This window comes from Williamsia sp. R60, from assembly GCF_054063855.1.
On the sequence record NZ_JBSSGR010000001.1, the window covers coordinates 1,329,718 to 1,348,062 of the forward strand.

Here is an 18,345-nt window from a genome sequence, read left to right on the forward strand (position 1 = left end):
CTAAACCCTACCTTTTGCTCTACCCTTCGGCAGCGATCTCCTCGAGCACGGCGAAGATGGTGCGTACGGGGACGCCTGTACCGCCCTTACCGGTATAGCCCCACGGGCCTCCGGTGTTGAACGCAGGTCCGGCGATGTCGATGTGGGCCCACTCGACTCCGTCGGCGACGAACTCGCGCAGGAACACGCCGGCCGAGAGCATTCCGCCCCAACGGTGATTGGTGATGTTGGCCAGGTCGGCGACCCGGGAGTCGAGATCTGAACGCAATTCCTCGGGAAACGGCATCGCCCAACCTGATTCGCCCACCGAGCGGGAGATCGTCGCGACACGGTCACGGAACTCCTCGGTGCCCATCACACCGGGTGTACGTGTCCCCAGGGCCACCATCTGCGCCCCGGTGAGTGTCGCGGTGTCGATGAGGTAGTCGGGGTTGTCCTCGCACGCGCGCACGATCGCGTCGGCGAGGATGAGCCGGCCCTCGGCATCGGTGTTGAGCACCTCGACGGTCTTGCCGCCGTACTGGGTGAGGACGTCGCCGGGACGTTGGGCGGTGCCGGACGGCATGTTCTCGGCCATCGGGACGGTCGCGATGACGTTGACGCCGACGTCGAGTTTGGCCGCGAGGATGGTGGTGGCCACGATCGCCGCAGCTCCGCCCATGTCCGAGGTCATGTGATCCATGCCGGCTGCCGGCTTGATCGAGATGCCACCGGTGTCGAAGGTGATGCCCTTACCCACGAGCGCAACGGTTTTCGCCTTGCGGCCCGCGGTGTGGGTGAGTCGCACCAGGCGCGGTGGCCGGGAACTGCCCTGGCCGACCCCGACGATGCCGCCGTAGCCGTCCTTGGCCAGGGCTGCCTCGTCGAGGATCTCCACCTTGAGGCCGGCGGCGGAGCCGAGGGCCTTGGCGCGTTGTGCGAACTCGTCGGGGTACAGATGGCTCGGCGGGGTGTTGACGAAGTCGCGAGCTGTCGCGACGGCGGTGGCGATGGCCTCGGCGCGCTCGAGATCTTTTTTGGTCTGCTTGTCCGTGGCGGGCACCAGGAGCTTGACCGCGGTGACCCCGGACTTCTCCGGCTCCTTCGAACGGAACTCGTCGAAGCGGTAGGAGCCGAGGAAGAAGCCCTGGGCGGCGGCGGTCAGATCGATCGTGGACAGCGTGGTGACAGCACTGGCCACCCCGTCGAGGCTGCGGGCGGCAACACCTGCCTGCCGTCGAACGTGTTCGCTGTCATCGAGTTTGGCCGGGGCACCCAGGCCCACCGCGAGAACAGAGGAGACGCCGAGCCCGGGGGGTGCCGGGATCCGGGTGAGCTGGCCGGCCGCGCCGGTCGCCCCGACCGCAGACAGCGCGGAGTCCACTGCGCCTGCTTGCGCATCGTCGAGCAGTCCATCGCCGATCACCAATATGGGAGTGTCGTCGTCCTCGGCGGTCGTCAATCCGATGACCAGAACGTCGTCGCCCTTGCCGATCTGGGTCACCAGAGACAGTTCCGGACCCAGCCGACGGTTCGCGCTTGACTTGCTCACGTTTCACTCCCACTCGTAGCCGACATGCTTCCCGATTGTCGATCCTAGTTCGCCTCGCTCCCGGGCCCGCCGTGGGCGCGATAGCGTAACGCCATGAGCGAAGGTGAATTGCTGGCCGGACCGATCGAGGAATCGCACCGCACACTGGGCGCGAGTTTCGCGGCATTCGGCGGATGGAACATGCCGGTGTCCTATGCGGGCACCGTCGCCGAGCACACCGCCGTGCGTGAGGCGGTCGGGATATTCGACGTCAGTCACCTCGGCAAGGCGTCCGTCACCGGACCGGGAGCTGCGGAGTTCGTCAACCGCACCCTCACCAACGATCTGAACAAGATCGCGCCGGGCAAGGCCCAATACACGTTGTGCACCAACGAAACCGGCGGTGTCATCGACGACCTGATCGTCTACTGGGTGTCCGACGACGAGGTGTTCATGGTTCCGAACGCCGCGAACACGGCTGCAGTGGTCGCGGCGCTCGCGGCCGTCGCCCCTGACGGGATCGAGGTCCGGAACCGTCATCGCGACTTCGGTGTCATCGCGGTTCAGGGACCCCGCTCGGCGCAGGTGCTCGCGGATCTGGGCGTGCCGACGGAGATGGACTACATGTCGTTCGCCGATGCCGAGTTGGCGGTGGGTGACGCGAGGTATCCGGTGCGGGTGTGCCGGACCGGATACACCGGTGAACGCGGCTACGAGTTGCTGCCGTCGTGGGACGACAGTGCACCGGTCTTCGATGCCCTTCTGTCCGCAGTTGTCGCGGCCGGCGGGCAGCCGGCCGGATTGGGAGCTCGCGACACCCTCCGCACCGAGATGGGTTACCCCTTGCACGGACACGAACTGTCGGTCGACATCAGTCCACTGCAGGCCCGTTGCAGTTGGGCTGTCGGATGGAAAAAACCGGAGTTCTTCGGTCGCGACGCCCTGCTGGCCGAGAAGGAGGCGGGCCCGGTGCGGCGGCTGTGGGGTCTGCGGGCGACCGGGCGCGGCGTGCCGCGTGCCGATTCACCCGTGTTGTCGGCAGCAGGCGGTGACCGGATCGGCGTGTGCACATCGGGCACCTTCTCTCCGACACTCAAGACCGGAATCGCCCTGGCGCTCATCGACAGTGCCGCCGGCGTCGCCAAAGGCGACACCGTGGTGATCGATGTCCGGGGACGGGCTCTCGAGTGCGAGGTGGTGCTGCCGCCGTTCGTGACCGCGAACGCCGGCTGACCCCACCCGTTTCGCCTGCGGACCAGGGGTGGTCGGGCCACGCGGAATCGGTGGTCGGAATCGGCTCACGGGTGAGCGTTACCATTGCCTGATGACCTTGGAGTTCGTCCGGACCGAGCATCCCCAGCCGGTGTCCCAGTCGCGCCGCGCCGACATCCTGGAAGCCCCGGGATTCGGCAGGCATTTCACCGACCACATGGTGATCATCGATTACAGTGCGGACAAGGGCTGGCACGACGCGAGCATCGTCCCGTACGGCCCGATCGCTCTGGATCCTTCGGCGATGGTGCTGCACTACGCCCAGGAGATCTTCGAAGGTCTCAAGGCCTACCGGCAGTCCGACGGGACGATCGCATCGTTCCGGCCCGACGCCAACGCAGCGCGGATGCAGCGTTCGGCGCGCCGGCTGGCCATGCCCGAACTGAGCACCGAGGACTTCATGGCCTCGCTGCAGGCCCTGCTGGCCGCGGATCACGAGTGGGTGCCCGCAGCCGGCGGCGAGTCGTCGCTCTATCTGCGCCCGTTCATGATCGCCACCGAGCCCGGCCTCGGCGTGCGGCCCGCGACCGAGTACCGGTACATGCTGATCGGGTCGCCTGCCGGTGCGTACTTCCCCCGCGGCGTTCATCCAGTGAGTGTCTGGCTGTCCACCGAGTACGTGCGGGCGGCGCCCGGCGGTACCGGCGCGGCCAAGTTCGGTGGCAACTACGCGGCGTCACTGCTGGCACAGGCCCAGGCCGCCGAGCACGGATGCGACCAGGTGGTCTGGCTCGACGCCATCGAGCGTCGTCACATCGAAGAGATGGGCGGGATGAACCTGTTCTTCGTGTTCGGATCCGGTGCCGACGCCAAGCTCGTGACCCCTGAGCTGTCGGGATCTCTGTTGCCTGGGATCACCCGGGAATCGTTGCTGCAGCTGGCGACCGACGCCGGGTTCGACGTCAGCGAACGCAAGATCAGCGTCGAGGAGCTACGCAAAGGCGTGGCATCGGGCGAGATCACTGAGGTCTTCGCCTGTGGCACCGCCGCGGTGATCACCCCGGTCGGACACGTCAAGGGGGACGTCGACGACTACACGATCGCCGACGGCCAGCCGGGCAAGGTGACGATGGCCCTGCGCGACACCCTCACCGGCATACAGCGGGGGACGTTCGCCGACACGCACGGCTGGATGACCAAGCTCTACGGCTGAGGTCGGCGCCCGGCCCGTCAGCCGATCAACATCCCGCACAGGGCGATCAGCGCGCTCAGCTCGACGAGAGCGCCGAGAACGTCGCCGTTCACGCCGTCGAACCGTCGGGAACAGTGCGCGGTGAATGCCCAGGCGAAGGCTGCGACCACCACGGCGGTGAACGCACCGGGGATGGGCGGTACCGGCTCGATGGCGAACCCGGCGACCACAGCCCCCATCACCCAGAACGGGATGGTCAGCCTTTGCGTGCCCGCGGTCAACGCACCGAACTTGGATTTCTCGGTGGCGTGCAACGTGATCCGGCATCCGATCACGGGGGCCACGCGACTGAGGAAGACCACGAAGACGATGGCGGCCCAGTTTCCCTGTTCGATGAGGGCGCCGTATCCGGTTGCCTGCGCAGCCAGTACCAGCACCAGCGTCGCCGCGCCGAACGGACCGGTGCTGCCACTGTGCATCACCTCGTGAACACGCTCGGGCGGACCGAAACAGCCGAGTCCGTCGGCGGTGTCGGCCAGCCCATCGAGGTGCATGCCCCGGGTCAGGACCGCCAACAACCCGACGATCAACAGACCGAGCATCAACACCGGTAAGTCGGTAAACGACAACCCGAACGCGGCTGTGGCGGCGATGCCGCCGAGGACCGCACCGACCAGGGGCGTGGACCCGATCACCGCGCCGCCCAAGGCGCGGTCGAACGGGCCCGGTGGTTCCGCCACAGGCAGGATGGTCAACCAGGACAGCGCGGTCTGGGGACCGCGCAGCGCGCGGCGAAGGCTCATCGACCGGCGCGCGTGGGTTCCGGTGCGCCGGTGACCTGGGCTTCGGCGAAGGTGGCCATGGAGGCGAGTGTGGCCACCGCAGACTGCACCACCGGGAGAGCGGTCAAAGCGCCACTGCCTTCGCCGAGGCGCATCGAGAGGTCCAGGAGCGGCTCGAGATCGAGCTGCTTGAGCGCGATGCTGTGAGCCGGTTCGGCGGATCGATGCCCGGCCAACCACCACTCGCGGGCACCGGGCGCCATGTCGTTGGCAACCAGCGCAGCGGCTGTTACCACAAGACCGTCGAGGATGACCGGTGTGCGCCGTAACGCAGCCTGGGCCAGGAACCCCGCCATCGCGGTGATCTCCGCGCCGGCCACGGTGCGCAGCAACTCGAGGGGAACCCTGCCGTGGGGGCGCGCACGACGCATCCCGTCGCGCACCGCCGCAGTCTTGCGGATCCAGCCGTTGTCGTCGATGCCGGTTCCGCGGCCGACCACCACAACGGGCTCGTTGTCCGTCAGAAGACCGACGAGAATCGTTGCGGGAGTGGTGTTGCCGATACCCATCTCGCCGGCGATCAGCAGATCGGCGCCACTGTCGATCTCTTGGTCGGCGATGGCCCGCCCGGCGGCGAGGGCGGCGCGGGTCTGCTCGGTGGTCAGAGCGTCTTCGACGGTGAGGTCTCCCGAGCTGCGCCGCACCTTGAACCGGCTGATGGCTTCGGGGGTCTCGGCGTCGACCGCGAGATCCTCGACCCTGACCTTCGCGCCGTGCAGTCTGGCCAGCACGTTCACCGCGGCTCCGCCGGCGGTGAAATTGGCGACCATCTGTGCCGTCACCTCAGGTGGGTACGCCGACACCCCGGCCCGGGCGACCCCGTGGTCGCCGGCGAACACAACAACCGTCGGCTGACCGAAAGGCGATGGGGGACAGATTCCTTGGCATGAAGCGACCCACACTGCGATCTCTTCGAGCCGACCCAGCGAGCCGGTGGGTTTGGTCAGTTCGCCCTGTCGTGCCCTGGCCGCAATGGCTGCATCACGGTCGGGTGCAGCGATGAAGTCGAATTGCTCGGGGAGTTCGAACTCCGTCGCGGCGCCGAGGCCGGCGTGCTGCCCGGAATCGTCGGACCCCTCGGTCTGTGGGGTTGCCGACGTGGCCTCGATGTCATCGGCCTTTGATCCCTCGACCGGGACGGGCGCGGCGCTGACAGCATTGATGGCAGCCGGCTGCGGGTCACTGATCTCGAGCACTTTGCCCGCGACGACCAGGACCGTCCGGTCACACGTTGCCGCCACGGCGTTGTTGAGAAGCCCCAGCTGATCCTGAAACAGCCGTCCCGCCGGCGTGGGCGCCACCAGGGACAGGCCCACCTCGGGACTGATGATGACCAGGTCCCCGGTGAAATCGGCTACCGCAGAAACGAATTCGGCAATCTTGTCGGAGAGGTCGAAGTTGTCGTCGTCCCAGCCGCCCACATCGTCGATCTGTCTGCTGACCCACCCGCCGAGATCGTCGACAAGAGTCGCCACGTCCGGGTCGGAGCGAAGTCGACCGGCGACGTCGGCGGACTCCACCGTCTGCCAACCGACCGGCCGTCGTGACCGGTGCGCGGCGATGCGCTGTGACCACTGTGGGTCGCCAGTCGCCGGATCGGCCGCGGTGGCGATGTATCGGACGCCGGTCGCCGGGAGCAGTCCCTCGCCGAAAGCTGATTTACCTGAACGAATTCCACCAAGGATCAGAGTGCGCATCGTCGCTCAGACCGCGTCACCCGGCTTGACCCTCGGTTTTGGTGCCCGCATGAACCGCAGCTGCATAGCGCGGCTGAATCCGTACCAGCCGAGCTTGAATCCGCCGTCTTCGGTGCTCGGGAACCGCTCGCGGACGCGATTGTTCAAAATCCGTCCCAGCAACACTCCGTCGATCACCAGGAAGACCACAAAGACCAGCATGAGCAGCGTGGCGTACACCGCGATGGCCGGCACGAACATGACGATGATCAGCAGGATGGCGAAGGGCATGAACATCCCGGCGAAGTTCCGGCGGGAGTCGACGATGTCGCGGGCGTAACGACGCACCTCGCCCTTGTCGCGCGGCATCAGATACCGCTCGTCGCCTTCCATCATCTTCTGACGCTGATCGGCGCGCTGCTGACGCCGAGCGTCGGCCTGGTCCTTCTTCTCGGCCTTGGTCAGGGTGACGTTCGACCCCTTGAGTTCTTTCTTCCGTGCCCGTGCCTCGGCGCGGGTCAGCGGGGCCGGGCTGACCGGTCCGCGTCGCTTGCCCTGGGCGTCACGCCGCTTGGGAGTCGGGCGACCTTTGCCCTCGGTGTACCTGCGACTGCCCGCAGTTTCTTCCACCGTTGTCTGACCGGCGGTCGTGTCGACGGTGTCGCCTTCGACGTCGTCCTTCTTCCAGGGCAATTTCACCCCGTCAGATTATCTCCCCGGCGGCAGTTCTGATCCCCGGGTGGTGCAGGACTCCCCGCCGGGGATCAGAACGGCCGCCGGGGCAGCCGGCGTCTTCGCTGCGCTGCCGGAGCTGCCTTGCCGTTCCTATACTCCCTCCATGAAGGCTTTGATCGCCCCGGACTCCTTCGGTGACACCCTCACAGCGGTCGCGGCCGCCCAGGCCATCGCGGCCGGGTGGAAGCTGGGACGTCCCGGCGACGAGTTGATATCGGTGCCGCAATCCGACGGCGGACCAGGATTCGTCGATGTCCTGGCCAGCCGGTTCGGCGACCGCCGCAGCGAGACGGTGGCAGGTCCACTCGGAGCGTCGGTCCGGGCCGACTGGCTGCTGGATCGTCGCGGAGATCGTGCGACCGCCTACGTCGAATGTGCGCAGGCCTGCGGGCTGCACCAGTTGGGAGGCGGCCCCACTCCGCGGACCGCGCTGTCCGCGGACACGTTCGGGGTCGGCCAGCTGGTGGCCGCCGCGGTGGCCGCCGGCGCCACCGACATCGTTGTGGGGCTGGGCGGCAGCGCGAGTACCGACGGCGGTCGTGGTCTGATCGACGCGCTCGGTGGTCTCGACGGCGCCGCACATTTGCTGAGGTCGGTCACGTTGGTGGCTGCCTCGGATGTCGAGAACCCGCTGCTCGGCCCAGGTGGCGCGGCACATGTGTTCGGGCCACAGAAGGGCGCCGACCCCCAGACCGTCTCCTTGTTGGAGGAAGGCATGGCCGAATGGGCCTCGTCACTCAACGGTCTCGCCGGCCGCGACATCACCGAGGATGCAGGCGCAGGCGCGGCCGGGGGACTGGGTGCCGCGCTGATCGCGCTCGGGGCGACGAGGGTGTCCGGGGCGACCGTTATCGCCGAGGCGACCGGACAACAGCAACTCATCGACGACGTGGACCTGGTGATCACCGGCGAGGGGCGGTGTGACGAACAAACCCTCAAGGGCAAGGTCGTCGCGGCGCTCACCACCGCCGCGCGTCGGCGAGGTATCCCGACCGTTGTGCTGGCAGGCCAGGTGACGCTCACCCCCGCGCAGATCGCCGAGGCGGGTATCGCCAGGGCTGACTCGATCGTCGACATCGCAGGTTCGGTCCAGCTCGCGATGGATGACGCCGACAACCAGCTGCGCCGACTCGCGCGGCACGTCGCCGAGGAGTGGTGACCGGCGCTTTCGCCCGCCCGCGTGACGCGGGAATAGGGGGGACAGGAGTACGGTTATAGGCGTTGGAAGTTCGCATCCGATACCTGGCAACTGTGCCGATCGCACGCCTACGCCCCGCACACTGAGGAGAATCCATGACCGCATCGAATGAGACCGCTGTGCAGACCGAGACCGAAGCGCCTGCCCACGGTGTGATTCTGACCGATGCCGCTGCCGCGAAGGCCAAGGCCCTGCGCGAGCAGGAAGGTCGCGAAGAGCTCATGCTGCGCATCGCGGTTCAGCCCGGTGGCTGCGCGGGCCTGCGCTACCAGCTCTACTTCGACGACCGCAACCTCGACGGCGACCTGGTTGTCGAGTTCGACGGCGTCGGACTGGCCGTCGACCGGATGAGCGCGCCGTACGTCATGGGCGCGAGCATCGACTTCGTCGACACCATCGAGAAGCAGGGCTTCACCATCGACAACCCGAACGCGACCGGCAGCTGCGCCTGCGGCGACTCGTTCAACTGACGCCCAGCCCCGACGGGGCACTGGCTCTCGGCAACGGCCGCATCCGATCACTCGGATGCGGCCGTTTTCCTGTCCAGGCATATGTCATGCAGGCCCGGCTGGAGGCGCACGCCCATACTTTCGACGGATTCGGGGTATGCCCTGCTTCGTCTGTGGGCGTATGTAGCGTTAGCCCCATCACCGGGTGAACAGAAAGGCTCGTTTTCGTGGCCATTGCCATTTGTGGATCGATCGCAACAGATCATTTGATGCGTTTTCAGGGGAAGTTCTCCGAGCAGTTGCTTTCCGAACATCTTGACCACATCTCTCTCAGTTTCCTGGTCGAGGAACTCATCATCCGGCGCGGCGGTGTCGCCGGGAACATCTCGTATGCGATGGGTGTCCTGGGTGGTTCGCCGTTGCTCGTGGGGTCGGTGGGCAGCGACTTCGACGACTACCGCAAGTTCCTGGAGGACAACGGTGTGGACACGCGCGGTGTCCGCGTCTCGGAGACAGCCCACACGGCACGCTTCATGTGCACCACCGACGATGAGATGGCCCAGCTGGCCAGTTTCTACGCCGGAGCGATGAGTGAATCGCGCCAGATCTCGCTTGCCCGGCTCGCCGAGGAGTTCGGCAAGCCCGAGTTGGTTCTGATCGGCGCCGATGATCCCGAGGGGATGATCGTGCACAGTCAGGAGTGCCGTGAGCTGGGCATACCGTTTGCCGCCGACCCATCGCAGCAACTCGCGCGACTCGACGGCGAACAGGTACGCGAACTCATCGACGGGGCCACCTACCTGTTCACCAACGAGTACGAGTGGGGCCTGCTACGTCAGAAGGCCGGTCTCAGTGATGCCCAGGTCGCCGAGATGGTCGGCTTGCGTGTCACCACGCTGGGCAGCGGCGGCGCCGAGATCGTCGAGGCCGACGGAACACGTACCCATGTGCCGGTGGTGCCCGAAACCGAGAAGGTCGATCCGACCGGTGTCGGAGACGGCTTCCGGGCCGGATTCCTCGTCGGCAACGCAGCGGGTCTGAGTCATGAGCGCAGCGCCCAGCTCGGCTCGATGGTCGCCGTTCTGGTGCTGGAAACCATTGCGCCGCAAGACTGGACGTGGAACCGCGAATCAGCGTTGGCACGCATTGCGGGCGCGTACGGAGACGAGGCCGCAGCCGAGATCGGAGCGGTCATCCCGGCGTGAGATGACCGCCCCGGCCTACGCCGAGGCTAGAGCTTGACGGGGTAGCGGTGATCTTCGATCTGGGGCGTGATGGTGCCCTCGACGAAGATCCCGTGCCACACCATGAAGATCAGCACCGTCCAGAGTCGTCGACTGTTGTCGACCACTCCGGCGCGATGCTCGGTCAGCATCTGCCGCACCGCGTCCTTGTTGAAGATGTGCTCGGTCTGAGACTTCTCGACGGTCTGCTGAGCCCAGTCGTAGAGTTCGGTCCCGGCCAGCCAGTGACGCAGCGGAACGGGGAACCCCAGCTTCTTGCGGTGCAGGACGTGCGCCGGGACTATCTGCTCGAGGGCCTTCCGCAACGCATATTTGGTGGTGCCGTGCGAGATCTTCTCGTCGAAGGGCAGGGCTTCGGCGACCCGCATCACCTCGGGGTCGAGGAAGGGAACCCGCAACTCGAGCGAGTTCGCCATGGTGATCTTGTCGGCCTTCACCAGGATGTCGCCGCGAAGCCAGGTGAACAGGTCGAGATGCTGCATCCGCGCCACCGGGTCCCAGCCCTGCGAGGTCGCGTAGATCGGAGCCGTCACATCGGTGTGGGTCCAATCCGGCCGAAAATCCTTCAGGACAGCGCGTAGCCGCGCGTCGTCGAAGCTGCGTGCGTTCCCGTAGTACCGCTCTTCGAGCGACATCGAGCCGCGGTGCAGCAGGCTCTTACCGCGTGTGCCCTCGGGTATGCGGTCCGACAATCGGCCCGCTGCCACTCGCAGTCCTCGGGGTAGCCGCTCGAAAGGCTTGAGCGACAACGGTTCTTTGTAGATCGTGTACCCGCCGAAGAGTTCGTCGGCACCTTCTCCGGACAAGACCACCTTGACGTGCTTACGTGCTTCTTTCGCCACGAAATACAGCGGCACCAGAGCCGGGTCGGCGACGGGATCGTCGAGGTACCACACGATCTCGGGGATCGCGGCGGCGAACTCGGCAGGTCCGACGACCTTGACGACGTGCCGGGCACCGATGGCCGCGGCCGATTCGGCTGCCACGTCCACCTCGGAGTAGCCCTCGCGCTCGAAACCGGTCGTGAACGTGATCAGGTCCGGGTTGTGCCTGATCGCCAGCGCCGCGATGGCCGTCGAATCGATGCCTCCGGAGAGGAACGAGCCCACCGTGACGTCGGCACGCATGTGTTTGGCGACCGAATCCTCGAGCGCTGCGGCGATCTCGTCGTATCGCTTCTGTTGGGTGTCCGGGGTGAACGGGCGAACCTTGAACTGGGGGGTGAAGTACCGGCGCACCTGCGGTCGTTGTCCGGGCTTGATGGTGGCGTAGCTGCCGGACTCGAGGCGACGGATGCCCGCGTGCAGGGTTTCTGGTTCCGGTACGTACTGCAGCACCGTGTAGTGCTGGACTGCGCGGGGGTCGAGACCGTCCGCGACGCCGATCCGGTCGAGGAGTTCGAGGAGGCTCTTCTTCTCGCTGCCGAAGACCGTTCCGCCCGAGCCCGTCGCGATGAAGAGCGGCTTGATGCCGAAGGGGTCGCGGGCGATGAACATCGACCGCTCCTCGGTGTCCCAGATCGCGAAGGCGAACATGCCACGCAGCCGGGCGACCGCGTCAGGACCCCAGTGATGGAAGGCAGCGACGATGGCCTCGCCGTCACCCTGGGTGCGAAACTCTGCGCCCTCGTCCCGGCTCAGCTGTTCACGAAGCTCGAGGTAGTTGTAGATCTCGCCGTTGAAGACCAGCGCGTACCGCTCCGGACTGTGAGCGGGACCCCAGCGCAGCGGCTGATGCGAGTGCTCGATGTCGATGAACGCGAGACGGTTGAACCCGAAGGCGACATCCGCGTCGTGCCACGTTCCGCCCGGCTCGTCAGGCCCACGGTGGCGCATGCAGTGCGACGCTGCAGCCACCAATTCGGCAGACTCTCCCGCAGACGCGTCGCTGGACAACAGACCTAGCAGACCACACACGAAAAAGCCTCAATTCGTCCTCCGGACAGCACTTCGAACATGCCCGAGTATGCCGCAACTACGGCCACCCCCGCCCGCCCGGCCCATGCGCGTCCTCGGCATTCCGGGCGTCGGTGACACGAACCCAAACCCCGATACGAATGTTGCGGACGGTTGGTCTACGCTGCGTAGTACACGAGCTACCAATCGTGGGTGGCGGTGTGGCTGTTTGCAGTCTGGGCAGGGTAGGAAGGCGTGAAATTGGCACACGGTGGGCGACCTCCGGCATCGACTAAGCGTCAGCACCGCGGACGTCGAATCAAGCAGATCAGCGCGACCCTGTTCTTGGGTGTCGGCGCGATGATGCTGTCGAGCTGCAGCGCTGAAGAAGTGATGCGGTTCGGCTGGCCCGAGGGCATCACGCCCGAGGCCGAAAGCATGCGTCACCTATGGACCTGGTCGGTGATCGCTGCCCTCGTCATGGGAATCATCGTGTGGGCGCTGACCTTCTGGACCGTCACCTTCCACCGCAAGAAGCCCGGTGGCGACGAGTTCCCGCGTCAGACCGCATACAACGTGCCGCTCGAGTTGACCTATACGGCCATCCCGTTCGTGATCATCGCGGTGCTCTTCTACTTCACGATCATCGTGCAGAACGATGTCGAGGCGAAGAAGTCCGATCCAGATGTGGTCGTGAACGTCACTGCCTTCCAGTGGAACTGGAAGTTCGGCTACCGCACGGTGCAGCTGGAAGACGGCTCCCGTTACGACGGAACTCGCGAGAACCCATACGAGAACCAGCGGGCCGAGCTGGAAGAGCACGCCGGCGAGAAGGCCGAGCAGGCCGGCCACAACGAACAGAACGCAATCGACGCGGAGCGCAACAACATCCGCGAGTACCTCATGTACGACAAGATCGAGACCACCGGTAACTCCGAAGAGATCCCGGTCTTGGTCTTGCCGACCGGCAAGCGCATCGAGTTCGAGATCGCTTCGAACGATGTTGTCCACTCGTTCTGGGTCCCCGAGTTCCTGTTCAAGCGCGACGTGTTCCCCTTCCCGGAGGAGAACCACACCGACAACCGCTTCCAGGTCAGCTCGATCGACCGCGAAGGTGCCTTCGTCGGGCGTTGTGCCGAGATGTGCGGTACGTACCACTCGATGATGAACTTCGAGGTGCGTGCCGTCAGTCCCGAGGAGTTCGACCGCTACATCAAGTTCCGCGAATCGAACCCCAACGCCACCAACGCCCAGGCACTCGAATCGATCGGTGAGCCCGCCACAGCGCTGACCACCAAGCCTTTCGACACCCGCCGCGGCACCCAGACGGCCTCGAACTAGTACCCAGGAGCCACGAGATGAGAATTGAAGCGCGCCTCTTCGAGGTACTCACCGGGTTCTTCTTCCTGGTCGCCATCGCCTACGGGCTGGCCAGTGGGTTGTCCAGCAAGAACGTCGAGTGGGTCGGTGTCACCGGTCTGGTCATGACCGGCGGCCTGACGATGATCATCGGAACGTACTTCCGATTCGTCGCTCGCCGCGTGGACATCCGCCCCGAGGACTACGAAGACGCCGAGGTGTCCGACGGTTCAGGCGAATTGGGTTTCTTCAGCCCCGGCAGCTGGTGGCCTGTGGTGATCGCGCTCGGCGCCGCAGTGCTCGCCGTGGCCATGGCAACAAGCAACTTCTGGTTTGTGGGTTTCGCAGCCGCATGCATCATCGGTGCAGTCGCCGGCCTGGTGTTCGAGTACCACACCGGGCAAGAAAAGCACTGACCAGCAGAACAACATCGATCCTTCTTTGCACTCAGCTCCTGGGATGTCCGTAGAGATACGGCACACCTGGGAGCTGAGTGCTTTGCAGCGTCATCACCTGCGTGAGCTCTTCGACCGCGCTTTCGACGGTGAGTTCGCAGACACCGACTACGACCACGCCCTCGGCGGCCTGCACGTCACGGTCGCGTCCGACGGCGGCGACGTGGTAGCCCATGCGGCAGTGGTGGCCAGATCCATGGTCGTCGACGAAGAACCACTCCGCGTCGGGTATGTGGAAGCGGTTGCAGTCGACCCCACACGGCAACGACAGGGTCTCGGCCACCAGGTGATGGAAGCGTGCGAGCGAATAGTCCTCGACGCCTACGACTTCGGGGCGCTCAGCGCCAGCGCGGCAGGCGAAGCCCTCTATCGTGCACGAGGCTGGCGCCCTTGGGAAGGCGAACTCGGGGCGATGACGCCAGACGGCTCGATCACGACGCCTGACGACCGTGGAGGCGTTCACGTCTTCGGTGAAATCGGACGGTCCGATGGTCGTCTGCTGTGCGACTGGCGCTCCGGCGACCTCTGGTGATCCGCATGGCTTTGTAGCGCCTGACTGTTCCTGTTCCAATGGGGAGTTCCGGGGTCCAGATCGTCTTTTGACCGGCCGCGGTGCGCGCGCCGTAGCTCAGTCTTTCCCGTCGTTGTCGGCACGCTCAGGAGGCGTCCTTCTGTCCACACCGGCCGCGAGCATGAAGGTGGGGTAGGGGAGAGGTGCCTCGTCTGAGGAACCTGTCCGCATACGAGAAACCCGGGGCAACGAGAAATCCGGGGCAAGACAATCCGGCGCGCACGGATAGCCCGGCAGAACAGATCCGGGCATAAAAAATCCGGGCCCCGATACGGGACCCGGATTTTTGTGGTGTTGCAGATCAGTCGGTGAACGGGCTTCCGCCACGAGCCTGAAGGGCGCGCAGGGCGTCCTTCTCGACGTGGTGGGCTTCGCTGTCGAGCTCGATCTGACGCTGCTGCTCTTCCGGCGGGTCAGCCACCAAGAGCGAACCGCTACCGGGGTGCCCGGCCGAGCCCAGCTTGTTCATCCGCTTGGGTAGCGCTGCACCCTCGTACGGCATCGGAAGCGGGTGACCGTGATCATCGAGGGGTCCGAGCGGCTGGTGCAGCTCGATGTACTCACCATGCGGGAGACGCTTGATGATTCCGGTCTCGATGCCGTGCTCGAGCACGAAGCGGTCACTGCGCTGCAGGGCCAGGGCCCAGCGGTAAGCGATGTAGTACGCGAGCGGCGGCACGATGATCAGACCGATGCGTCCCATCCACGTGGTCGCGTTGAGCGATATGTGGAACTTGTACGCGATGATGTCGTTCATGCACGACACGGTGAGCACGATGTAGAAGGCGAGTGCCATCGCGCCGATACCTGTACGAACCGGGGTATCGCGAGGCCGCTGTAGCAGGTTGTGGTGAGCATCGTCGCCGGTGAGGCGCTTCTCTATCCACGGATAGGCGAACATCACGGTGATGATGATCCCGATGACAACAACCACCCAGAAGATCGCTGGGATCGTGTACGCGTTTCCGAAGTAGACCTCCCACGCCGGCATCAGGCGGGCAAGTCCGTCGGTCCACATCATGTAGATGTCGGGCTGCGAACCGGCCGACACGTGCGCCGGGTTGTATGGCCCGAGCACCCACACCGGGTTGATCTGGAAGATGCCGGAGATGATCGCGAGGAAGCCGAAGGTGACCGCGAACAGCGCACCGGCCTTCGCCGCGAAGACCGGGAGAATGCGGACGCCGACAACGTTCTGTTCGGTACGGCCGGGGCCGGGGAACTGAGTGTGCTTCTGGTACCAGACCAGTGCGAGGTGTGCACCGATCAGGGCCAGGATGATCCCTGGGAAAAGCAGCACGTGCAGTATGTAGAGCCGCGGAATGATGATGTCGCCCGGGAACTGACCGCCGAACAGGGCCCAGTGGATCCAGGTACCGACAAGCGGTATTCCGAGGACGATGCCCGACATGGCAGCGCGGACGCCGGTGCCCGAGAGCAGGTCGTCGGGGAGTGAGTATCCGAAGAAGCCCTCGAACATCGCCAGGAGCAGCAGCATGCAGCCGATGACCCAGTTGGCCTCACGTGGCCGACGGAACGCACCGGTGAAGAAGATGCGTGCCATGTGGATGATGATCGACGCCGCGAACAGCAGTGCTGCCCAGTGGTGGAGCTGTCGGACGAACAGACCGCCGCGGACCTCGAACGAGATGTCGAGCGTGGTGGCGTACGCCTTGGTCATCATCACGCCGTTGAGCGGTTCGTAGGCGCCGTTGTAGACGACCTCGCTCATCGACGGATCGAAGAAGAACGTCAGGTACACACCCGAGATCAGCAGGATCACAAAGCTGTAGAGCGCGATCTCGCCGAGCAGGAAGGACCAGTGGGTGGGGAAGACCTTGTTGATCTGCCGACGGAGACCGGGAGCCAGGTGATACCGGCTGTCGACCTCTTCTGCGCGTTGCGCGAGTTTGCTCATGGTCTGTCCTTCCCCTGGCCGCGTTCCCAGAACGCCGGCCCGACGGGTTCGATGAAGTCGCCGGCCGCCACCAGATAACCCTGTTCATTCACAGTAATGGGCAACTGCGCGAGCGCGCGAGCAGCTGGACCGAAGATCGGCTTGGCGAACTCGAGGGCATCGAACTGGGACTGGTGACACGGGCAGAGGATTCGGTTGGTCTGCTGCTCGAAGAGCGATGCCGGGCAACCGAGGTGCGAGCAGACCTTCGTGTAAGCGAAGTAGTCGCCGTAGTTGAAACTTTCCTGGTTCTTGCGCTTGATGGCCCGGGCCGCATCGTTGGGACGCAGGCGGATCAACATCACGGGGTTGTCCACCGCACGCAGTCCCTCGAGAAGCTTGTGCCGAGATTCTTCCGTCTCTCCGACGCCATCGGAGACCCGCCACGGGAAGACCGTCTCCATGCCGCCGGCATCGAGATCTTCGGGCCGGACGAGGACAACCTGGTGTGGGTTGCCGGTGTCGCGACGCAGGAAGACCGTCTCGTTGGGGGTTTCGGGCGAGTTGTGGATCGGCGACCACCCGGTGTTCCAGAGCGGGGAGTCCTTGCCCTCGGCCCACGGGTTCTTGATGATGCCACCGACCAGGGCGACGAGGCCGGTGACAGCGAAGGTTCCGAGGCCGAAGAGTCCGGCCCCGATGATCATCTTCCGACGACCGATCGTGGACGACGTCATGGTGTTGCCGAGCATGGCGGCAGCGGTCTTCTTGTCGACCTCGGTGGAGCCACCGTCGTGGCGGTCCTGGACCGAGATCTCTTCGGGGATGAACTTCTTGGTGAACTGGATGGCGCCCACTCCGATGGAGAGGATCGACAATCCGAAGGTCACGCCCAGCAGGGGAGTGTTGAAGATGTACTGCCAGTAGTGGTCTCCACCGGGCATCACGAATTCCCAGTGGTTGAAGATGAAAATGACAAAGCAGGCCACCGCAGACAGACCGGCCAGCAGGAACCAGAGCGCGACCGACCGCTCCGCGCGCTTCTCCGCCTTGCTGCCGGGCTCGGGGAACCGTTCCCGACGGTGGATGATCTCCACACCATCGAGATTGGTTCCGAGCTTGACCAGCTGGTCGTTGCTCATCCCGTCGAGCTCGTCCTGGGTGGGGACAGATTTGTGTTGATCGCTCATGTGCGTGATCCCATCCACATCGCGGCGGCGACGATAGCCACTACGCCGACAGCCCACATCGCCATTCCCTCGGAGACCGGTCCGAAGCCGCCAAGGGCGTACCCGCCCGGTGCTTCGGGGCGCGTCGCGTACTTGACGTAGCCGATGATGTCCCGCTTTTCCTCGTCGGTGAGCTGACGATCCGAGAACTTGGGCATGTTCTGCGGTCCGGTCAACATCGCCGTGTAGATCTGTTGCTCATCGGCCGGGTCGAGGACCGGCGCGAACTTGCCCGACGACAGTGCGCCGCCGCGACCGGTGAAGTTGTGGCACGACGCGCAGTTCAGCCGGAACAGCTCGCTACCGCGGCCGATGTTCTCGCCGCGCAACTGCTCCTGCTCGACAACCGGGTAGCCGTCTTCGAAGATGACGTTTCCGTTGGCGTCCTTGGCGTACACGACCTGGGGGCCGCCGCCGACCGACTGGATGTAGGCGCCGAGTTGGTCGATCTGGGCCTGAGTGAACTTGGCCGGCTTGCGCTGGATCTGAGCCTCACCACGGACCGCGGGCATACGCCCGGACGAGACCTGGAAGTACACCGACGCATCGCCGACGCCGACCAGTGACGGTCCGCGGTCGAGCACACCTTCGAGGTTGGCACCGTGGCACGTGATGCAGGACGTCTCGTAGAGCTTGCGGCCATCCTGGATCAGCGCCGCACTCGACTCGCTGTCCGCCTTGGCGACCTGCGGGTCCGGGGTGATCGCGGTGGCCAGGCCTCCGGCGACCACAAGACCTGCGAGTAACAGCAGGATGCCGGACGCGCGACGTCGCAACTTGCGGCGTGCCTTGGCCTTTTTCGCGTCGATCCTGCCTGCGCCCTCGCTCAGGGCGCCCTCAACCGAATCCCCGGGTGAGGTGGGTGGGGGAGATGAACTCAT

Annotated in this window: 16 protein-coding genes; 8 read left to right on the forward strand and 8 right to left on the reverse strand. The window is 65.3% G+C overall.

The features are described 5' to 3' along the window. Window positions 1-19: 19 nt before the first annotated feature. The gene (locus ACVWY6_RS05980) at window positions 20-1,531 is read right to left on the reverse strand and encodes a leucyl aminopeptidase (RefSeq protein ID WP_457536661.1); all 1,512 of its coding nucleotides are present in this window, start codon (window positions 1,529-1,531) and stop codon (window positions 20-22) included. 93 nt (window positions 1,532-1,624) lie between these two features. On the opposite strand from ACVWY6_RS05980, the gene gcvT reads away from it, so the two are divergent. Both gcvT and ACVWY6_RS05990 read left to right on the forward strand, forming a co-directional pair. Next, window positions 1,625-2,743: a glycine cleavage system aminomethyltransferase GcvT gene (gcvT, locus tag ACVWY6_RS05985; RefSeq protein ID WP_457536662.1), complete on the forward strand. Its 1,119-nt coding sequence runs from the start codon at window positions 1,625-1,627 to the stop codon at window positions 2,741-2,743. Window positions 2,744-2,834: 91 nt separating this feature from the next. Continuing rightward, window positions 2,835-3,935 (forward strand): branched-chain amino acid aminotransferase, encoded by a 1,101-nt coding sequence (locus tag ACVWY6_RS05990; RefSeq protein WP_457536664.1) that lies wholly within the window; start codon window positions 2,835-2,837, stop codon window positions 3,933-3,935. A gap of 17 nt (window positions 3,936-3,952) precedes the next feature. On the opposite strand, the gene ACVWY6_RS05995 is transcribed toward ACVWY6_RS05990, so the two are convergent. Genes ACVWY6_RS05995 through ACVWY6_RS06005 form a run of 3 tightly spaced genes read right to left on the reverse strand, consistent with a single transcriptional unit; the run spans window position 3,953 to window position 7,131 of the window. Next, on the reverse strand, window positions 3,953-4,717 hold the full coding sequence (locus tag ACVWY6_RS05995) for an adenosylcobinamide-GDP ribazoletransferase (RefSeq protein ID WP_400727526.1): 765 nt from the start codon (window positions 4,715-4,717) through the stop codon (window positions 3,953-3,955). After that, the gene (gene cobT, locus ACVWY6_RS06000; RefSeq protein WP_457536666.1) at window positions 4,714-6,453 is read right to left on the reverse strand and encodes a nicotinate-nucleotide--dimethylbenzimidazole phosphoribosyltransferase; all 1,740 of its coding nucleotides are present in this window, start codon (window positions 6,451-6,453) and stop codon (window positions 4,714-4,716) included. The genes ACVWY6_RS05995 and cobT overlap by 4 nt, the downstream gene beginning before the upstream one ends. Before the next feature lie 6 nt (window positions 6,454-6,459). Further along, on the reverse strand, window positions 6,460-7,131 hold the full coding sequence (locus tag ACVWY6_RS06005) for a DUF3043 domain-containing protein (RefSeq protein WP_457536668.1): 672 nt from the start codon (window positions 7,129-7,131) through the stop codon (window positions 6,460-6,462). A gap of 139 nt (window positions 7,132-7,270) precedes the next feature. Between ACVWY6_RS06005 and ACVWY6_RS06010 the strand changes: the two genes are divergently transcribed. From ACVWY6_RS06010 to ACVWY6_RS06020, 3 genes are all read left to right on the forward strand, one after another. Continuing rightward, the gene (locus ACVWY6_RS06010; protein WP_457536670.1) at window positions 7,271-8,326 is read left to right on the forward strand and encodes a glycerate kinase family protein; all 1,056 of its coding nucleotides are present in this window, start codon (window positions 7,271-7,273) and stop codon (window positions 8,324-8,326) included. A gap of 134 nt (window positions 8,327-8,460) precedes the next feature. Then, complete coding sequence (locus ACVWY6_RS06015) at window positions 8,461-8,835, forward strand: HesB/IscA family protein (RefSeq protein ID WP_023953775.1); 375 nt, start codon at window positions 8,461-8,463, stop codon at window positions 8,833-8,835. Between the two features lie 206 nt (window positions 8,836-9,041). Beyond that, window positions 9,042-10,019 carry a carbohydrate kinase family protein gene (locus ACVWY6_RS06020; protein ID WP_211339022.1) on the forward strand — a complete coding sequence of 326 codons (978 nt, stop codon included), beginning with the start codon at window positions 9,042-9,044 and terminating at the stop codon, window positions 10,017-10,019. Between the two features lie 26 nt (window positions 10,020-10,045). Here ACVWY6_RS06020 and asnB read toward each other — a convergent pair whose 3' ends face one another. After that, entirely contained in the window at window positions 10,046-11,974 is a 1,929-nt protein-coding gene (gene asnB / locus ACVWY6_RS06025) for an asparagine synthase (glutamine-hydrolyzing) (RefSeq protein ID WP_457536672.1), read from the reverse strand. Between the two features lie 240 nt (window positions 11,975-12,214). On the opposite strand from asnB, the gene ctaC reads away from it, so the two are divergent. Genes ctaC through ACVWY6_RS06040 form a run of 3 tightly spaced genes read left to right on the forward strand, consistent with a single transcriptional unit; the run spans window position 12,215 to window position 14,299 of the window. Beyond that, complete coding sequence (gene ctaC, locus ACVWY6_RS06030) at window positions 12,215-13,294, forward strand: aa3-type cytochrome oxidase subunit II (protein ID WP_442316350.1); 1,080 nt, start codon at window positions 12,215-12,217, stop codon at window positions 13,292-13,294. A gap of 17 nt (window positions 13,295-13,311) precedes the next feature. Then, window positions 13,312-13,728: a cytochrome c oxidase subunit 4 gene (locus tag ACVWY6_RS06035; RefSeq protein WP_023953767.1), complete on the forward strand. Its 417-nt coding sequence runs from the start codon at window positions 13,312-13,314 to the stop codon at window positions 13,726-13,728. 43 nt (window positions 13,729-13,771) lie between these two features. Further along, window positions 13,772-14,299, forward strand: coding sequence for a GNAT family N-acetyltransferase (locus ACVWY6_RS06040; protein ID WP_457536674.1), 528 nt, complete (start codon window positions 13,772-13,774; stop codon window positions 14,297-14,299). Between the two features lie 340 nt (window positions 14,300-14,639). Here ACVWY6_RS06040 and qcrB read toward each other — a convergent pair whose 3' ends face one another. From qcrB to qcrC, 3 genes are read right to left on the reverse strand one after another with little or no spacing between them, the layout of a single operon-like run. After that, entirely contained in the window at window positions 14,640-16,256 is a 1,617-nt protein-coding gene (gene qcrB / locus ACVWY6_RS06045) for a cytochrome bc1 complex cytochrome b subunit (RefSeq protein WP_023953765.1), read from the reverse strand. Beyond that, window positions 16,253-17,425, reverse strand: coding sequence for a cytochrome bc1 complex Rieske iron-sulfur subunit (qcrA, locus tag ACVWY6_RS06050; RefSeq protein WP_116914796.1), 1,173 nt, complete (start codon window positions 17,423-17,425; stop codon window positions 16,253-16,255). The genes qcrB and qcrA overlap by 4 nt, the downstream gene beginning before the upstream one ends. After that, entirely contained in the window at window positions 17,422-18,345 is a 924-nt protein-coding gene (qcrC, locus tag ACVWY6_RS06055; protein WP_062799559.1) for a cytochrome bc1 complex diheme cytochrome c subunit, read from the reverse strand. Before qcrC ends, qcrA begins: the two co-directional genes overlap by 4 nt.

Excerpts from the sequence above, each read along its gene's own strand:
- qcrC (WP_062799559.1), bottom strand. The coding sequence starts at position 18,345 with ATGAGTTCATCTCCCCCACCCACCTCACCCGGGGATTCGGTTGAGGGC.
- ACVWY6_RS06010 (WP_457536670.1), top strand. The coding sequence starts at position 7,271 with ATGAAGGCTTTGATCGCCCCGGACTCCTTCGGTGACACCCTCACAGCG.
- qcrB (WP_023953765.1), bottom strand. The coding sequence starts at position 16,256 with ATGAGCAAACTCGCGCAACGCGCAGAAGAGGTCGACAGCCGGTATCAC.
- ACVWY6_RS06015 (WP_023953775.1), top strand. The coding sequence starts at position 8,461 with ATGACCGCATCGAATGAGACCGCTGTGCAGACCGAGACCGAAGCGCCT.
- gcvT (WP_457536662.1), top strand. The coding sequence starts at position 1,625 with ATGAGCGAAGGTGAATTGCTGGCCGGACCGATCGAGGAATCGCACCGC.
- ACVWY6_RS06035 (WP_023953767.1), top strand. The coding sequence starts at position 13,312 with ATGAGAATTGAAGCGCGCCTCTTCGAGGTACTCACCGGGTTCTTCTTC.
- ACVWY6_RS06040 (WP_457536674.1), top strand. The coding sequence starts at position 13,772 with ATGTCCGTAGAGATACGGCACACCTGGGAGCTGAGTGCTTTGCAGCGT.
- ACVWY6_RS05995 (WP_400727526.1), bottom strand. The coding sequence starts at position 4,717 with ATGAGCCTTCGCCGCGCGCTGCGCGGTCCCCAGACCGCGCTGTCCTGG.
- ACVWY6_RS05990 (WP_457536664.1), top strand. The coding sequence starts at position 2,835 with ATGACCTTGGAGTTCGTCCGGACCGAGCATCCCCAGCCGGTGTCCCAG.
- qcrA (WP_116914796.1), bottom strand. The coding sequence starts at position 17,425 with ATGAGCGATCAACACAAATCTGTCCCCACCCAGGACGAGCTCGACGGG.
- cobT (WP_457536666.1), bottom strand. The coding sequence starts at position 6,453 with ATGCGCACTCTGATCCTTGGTGGAATTCGTTCAGGTAAATCAGCTTTC.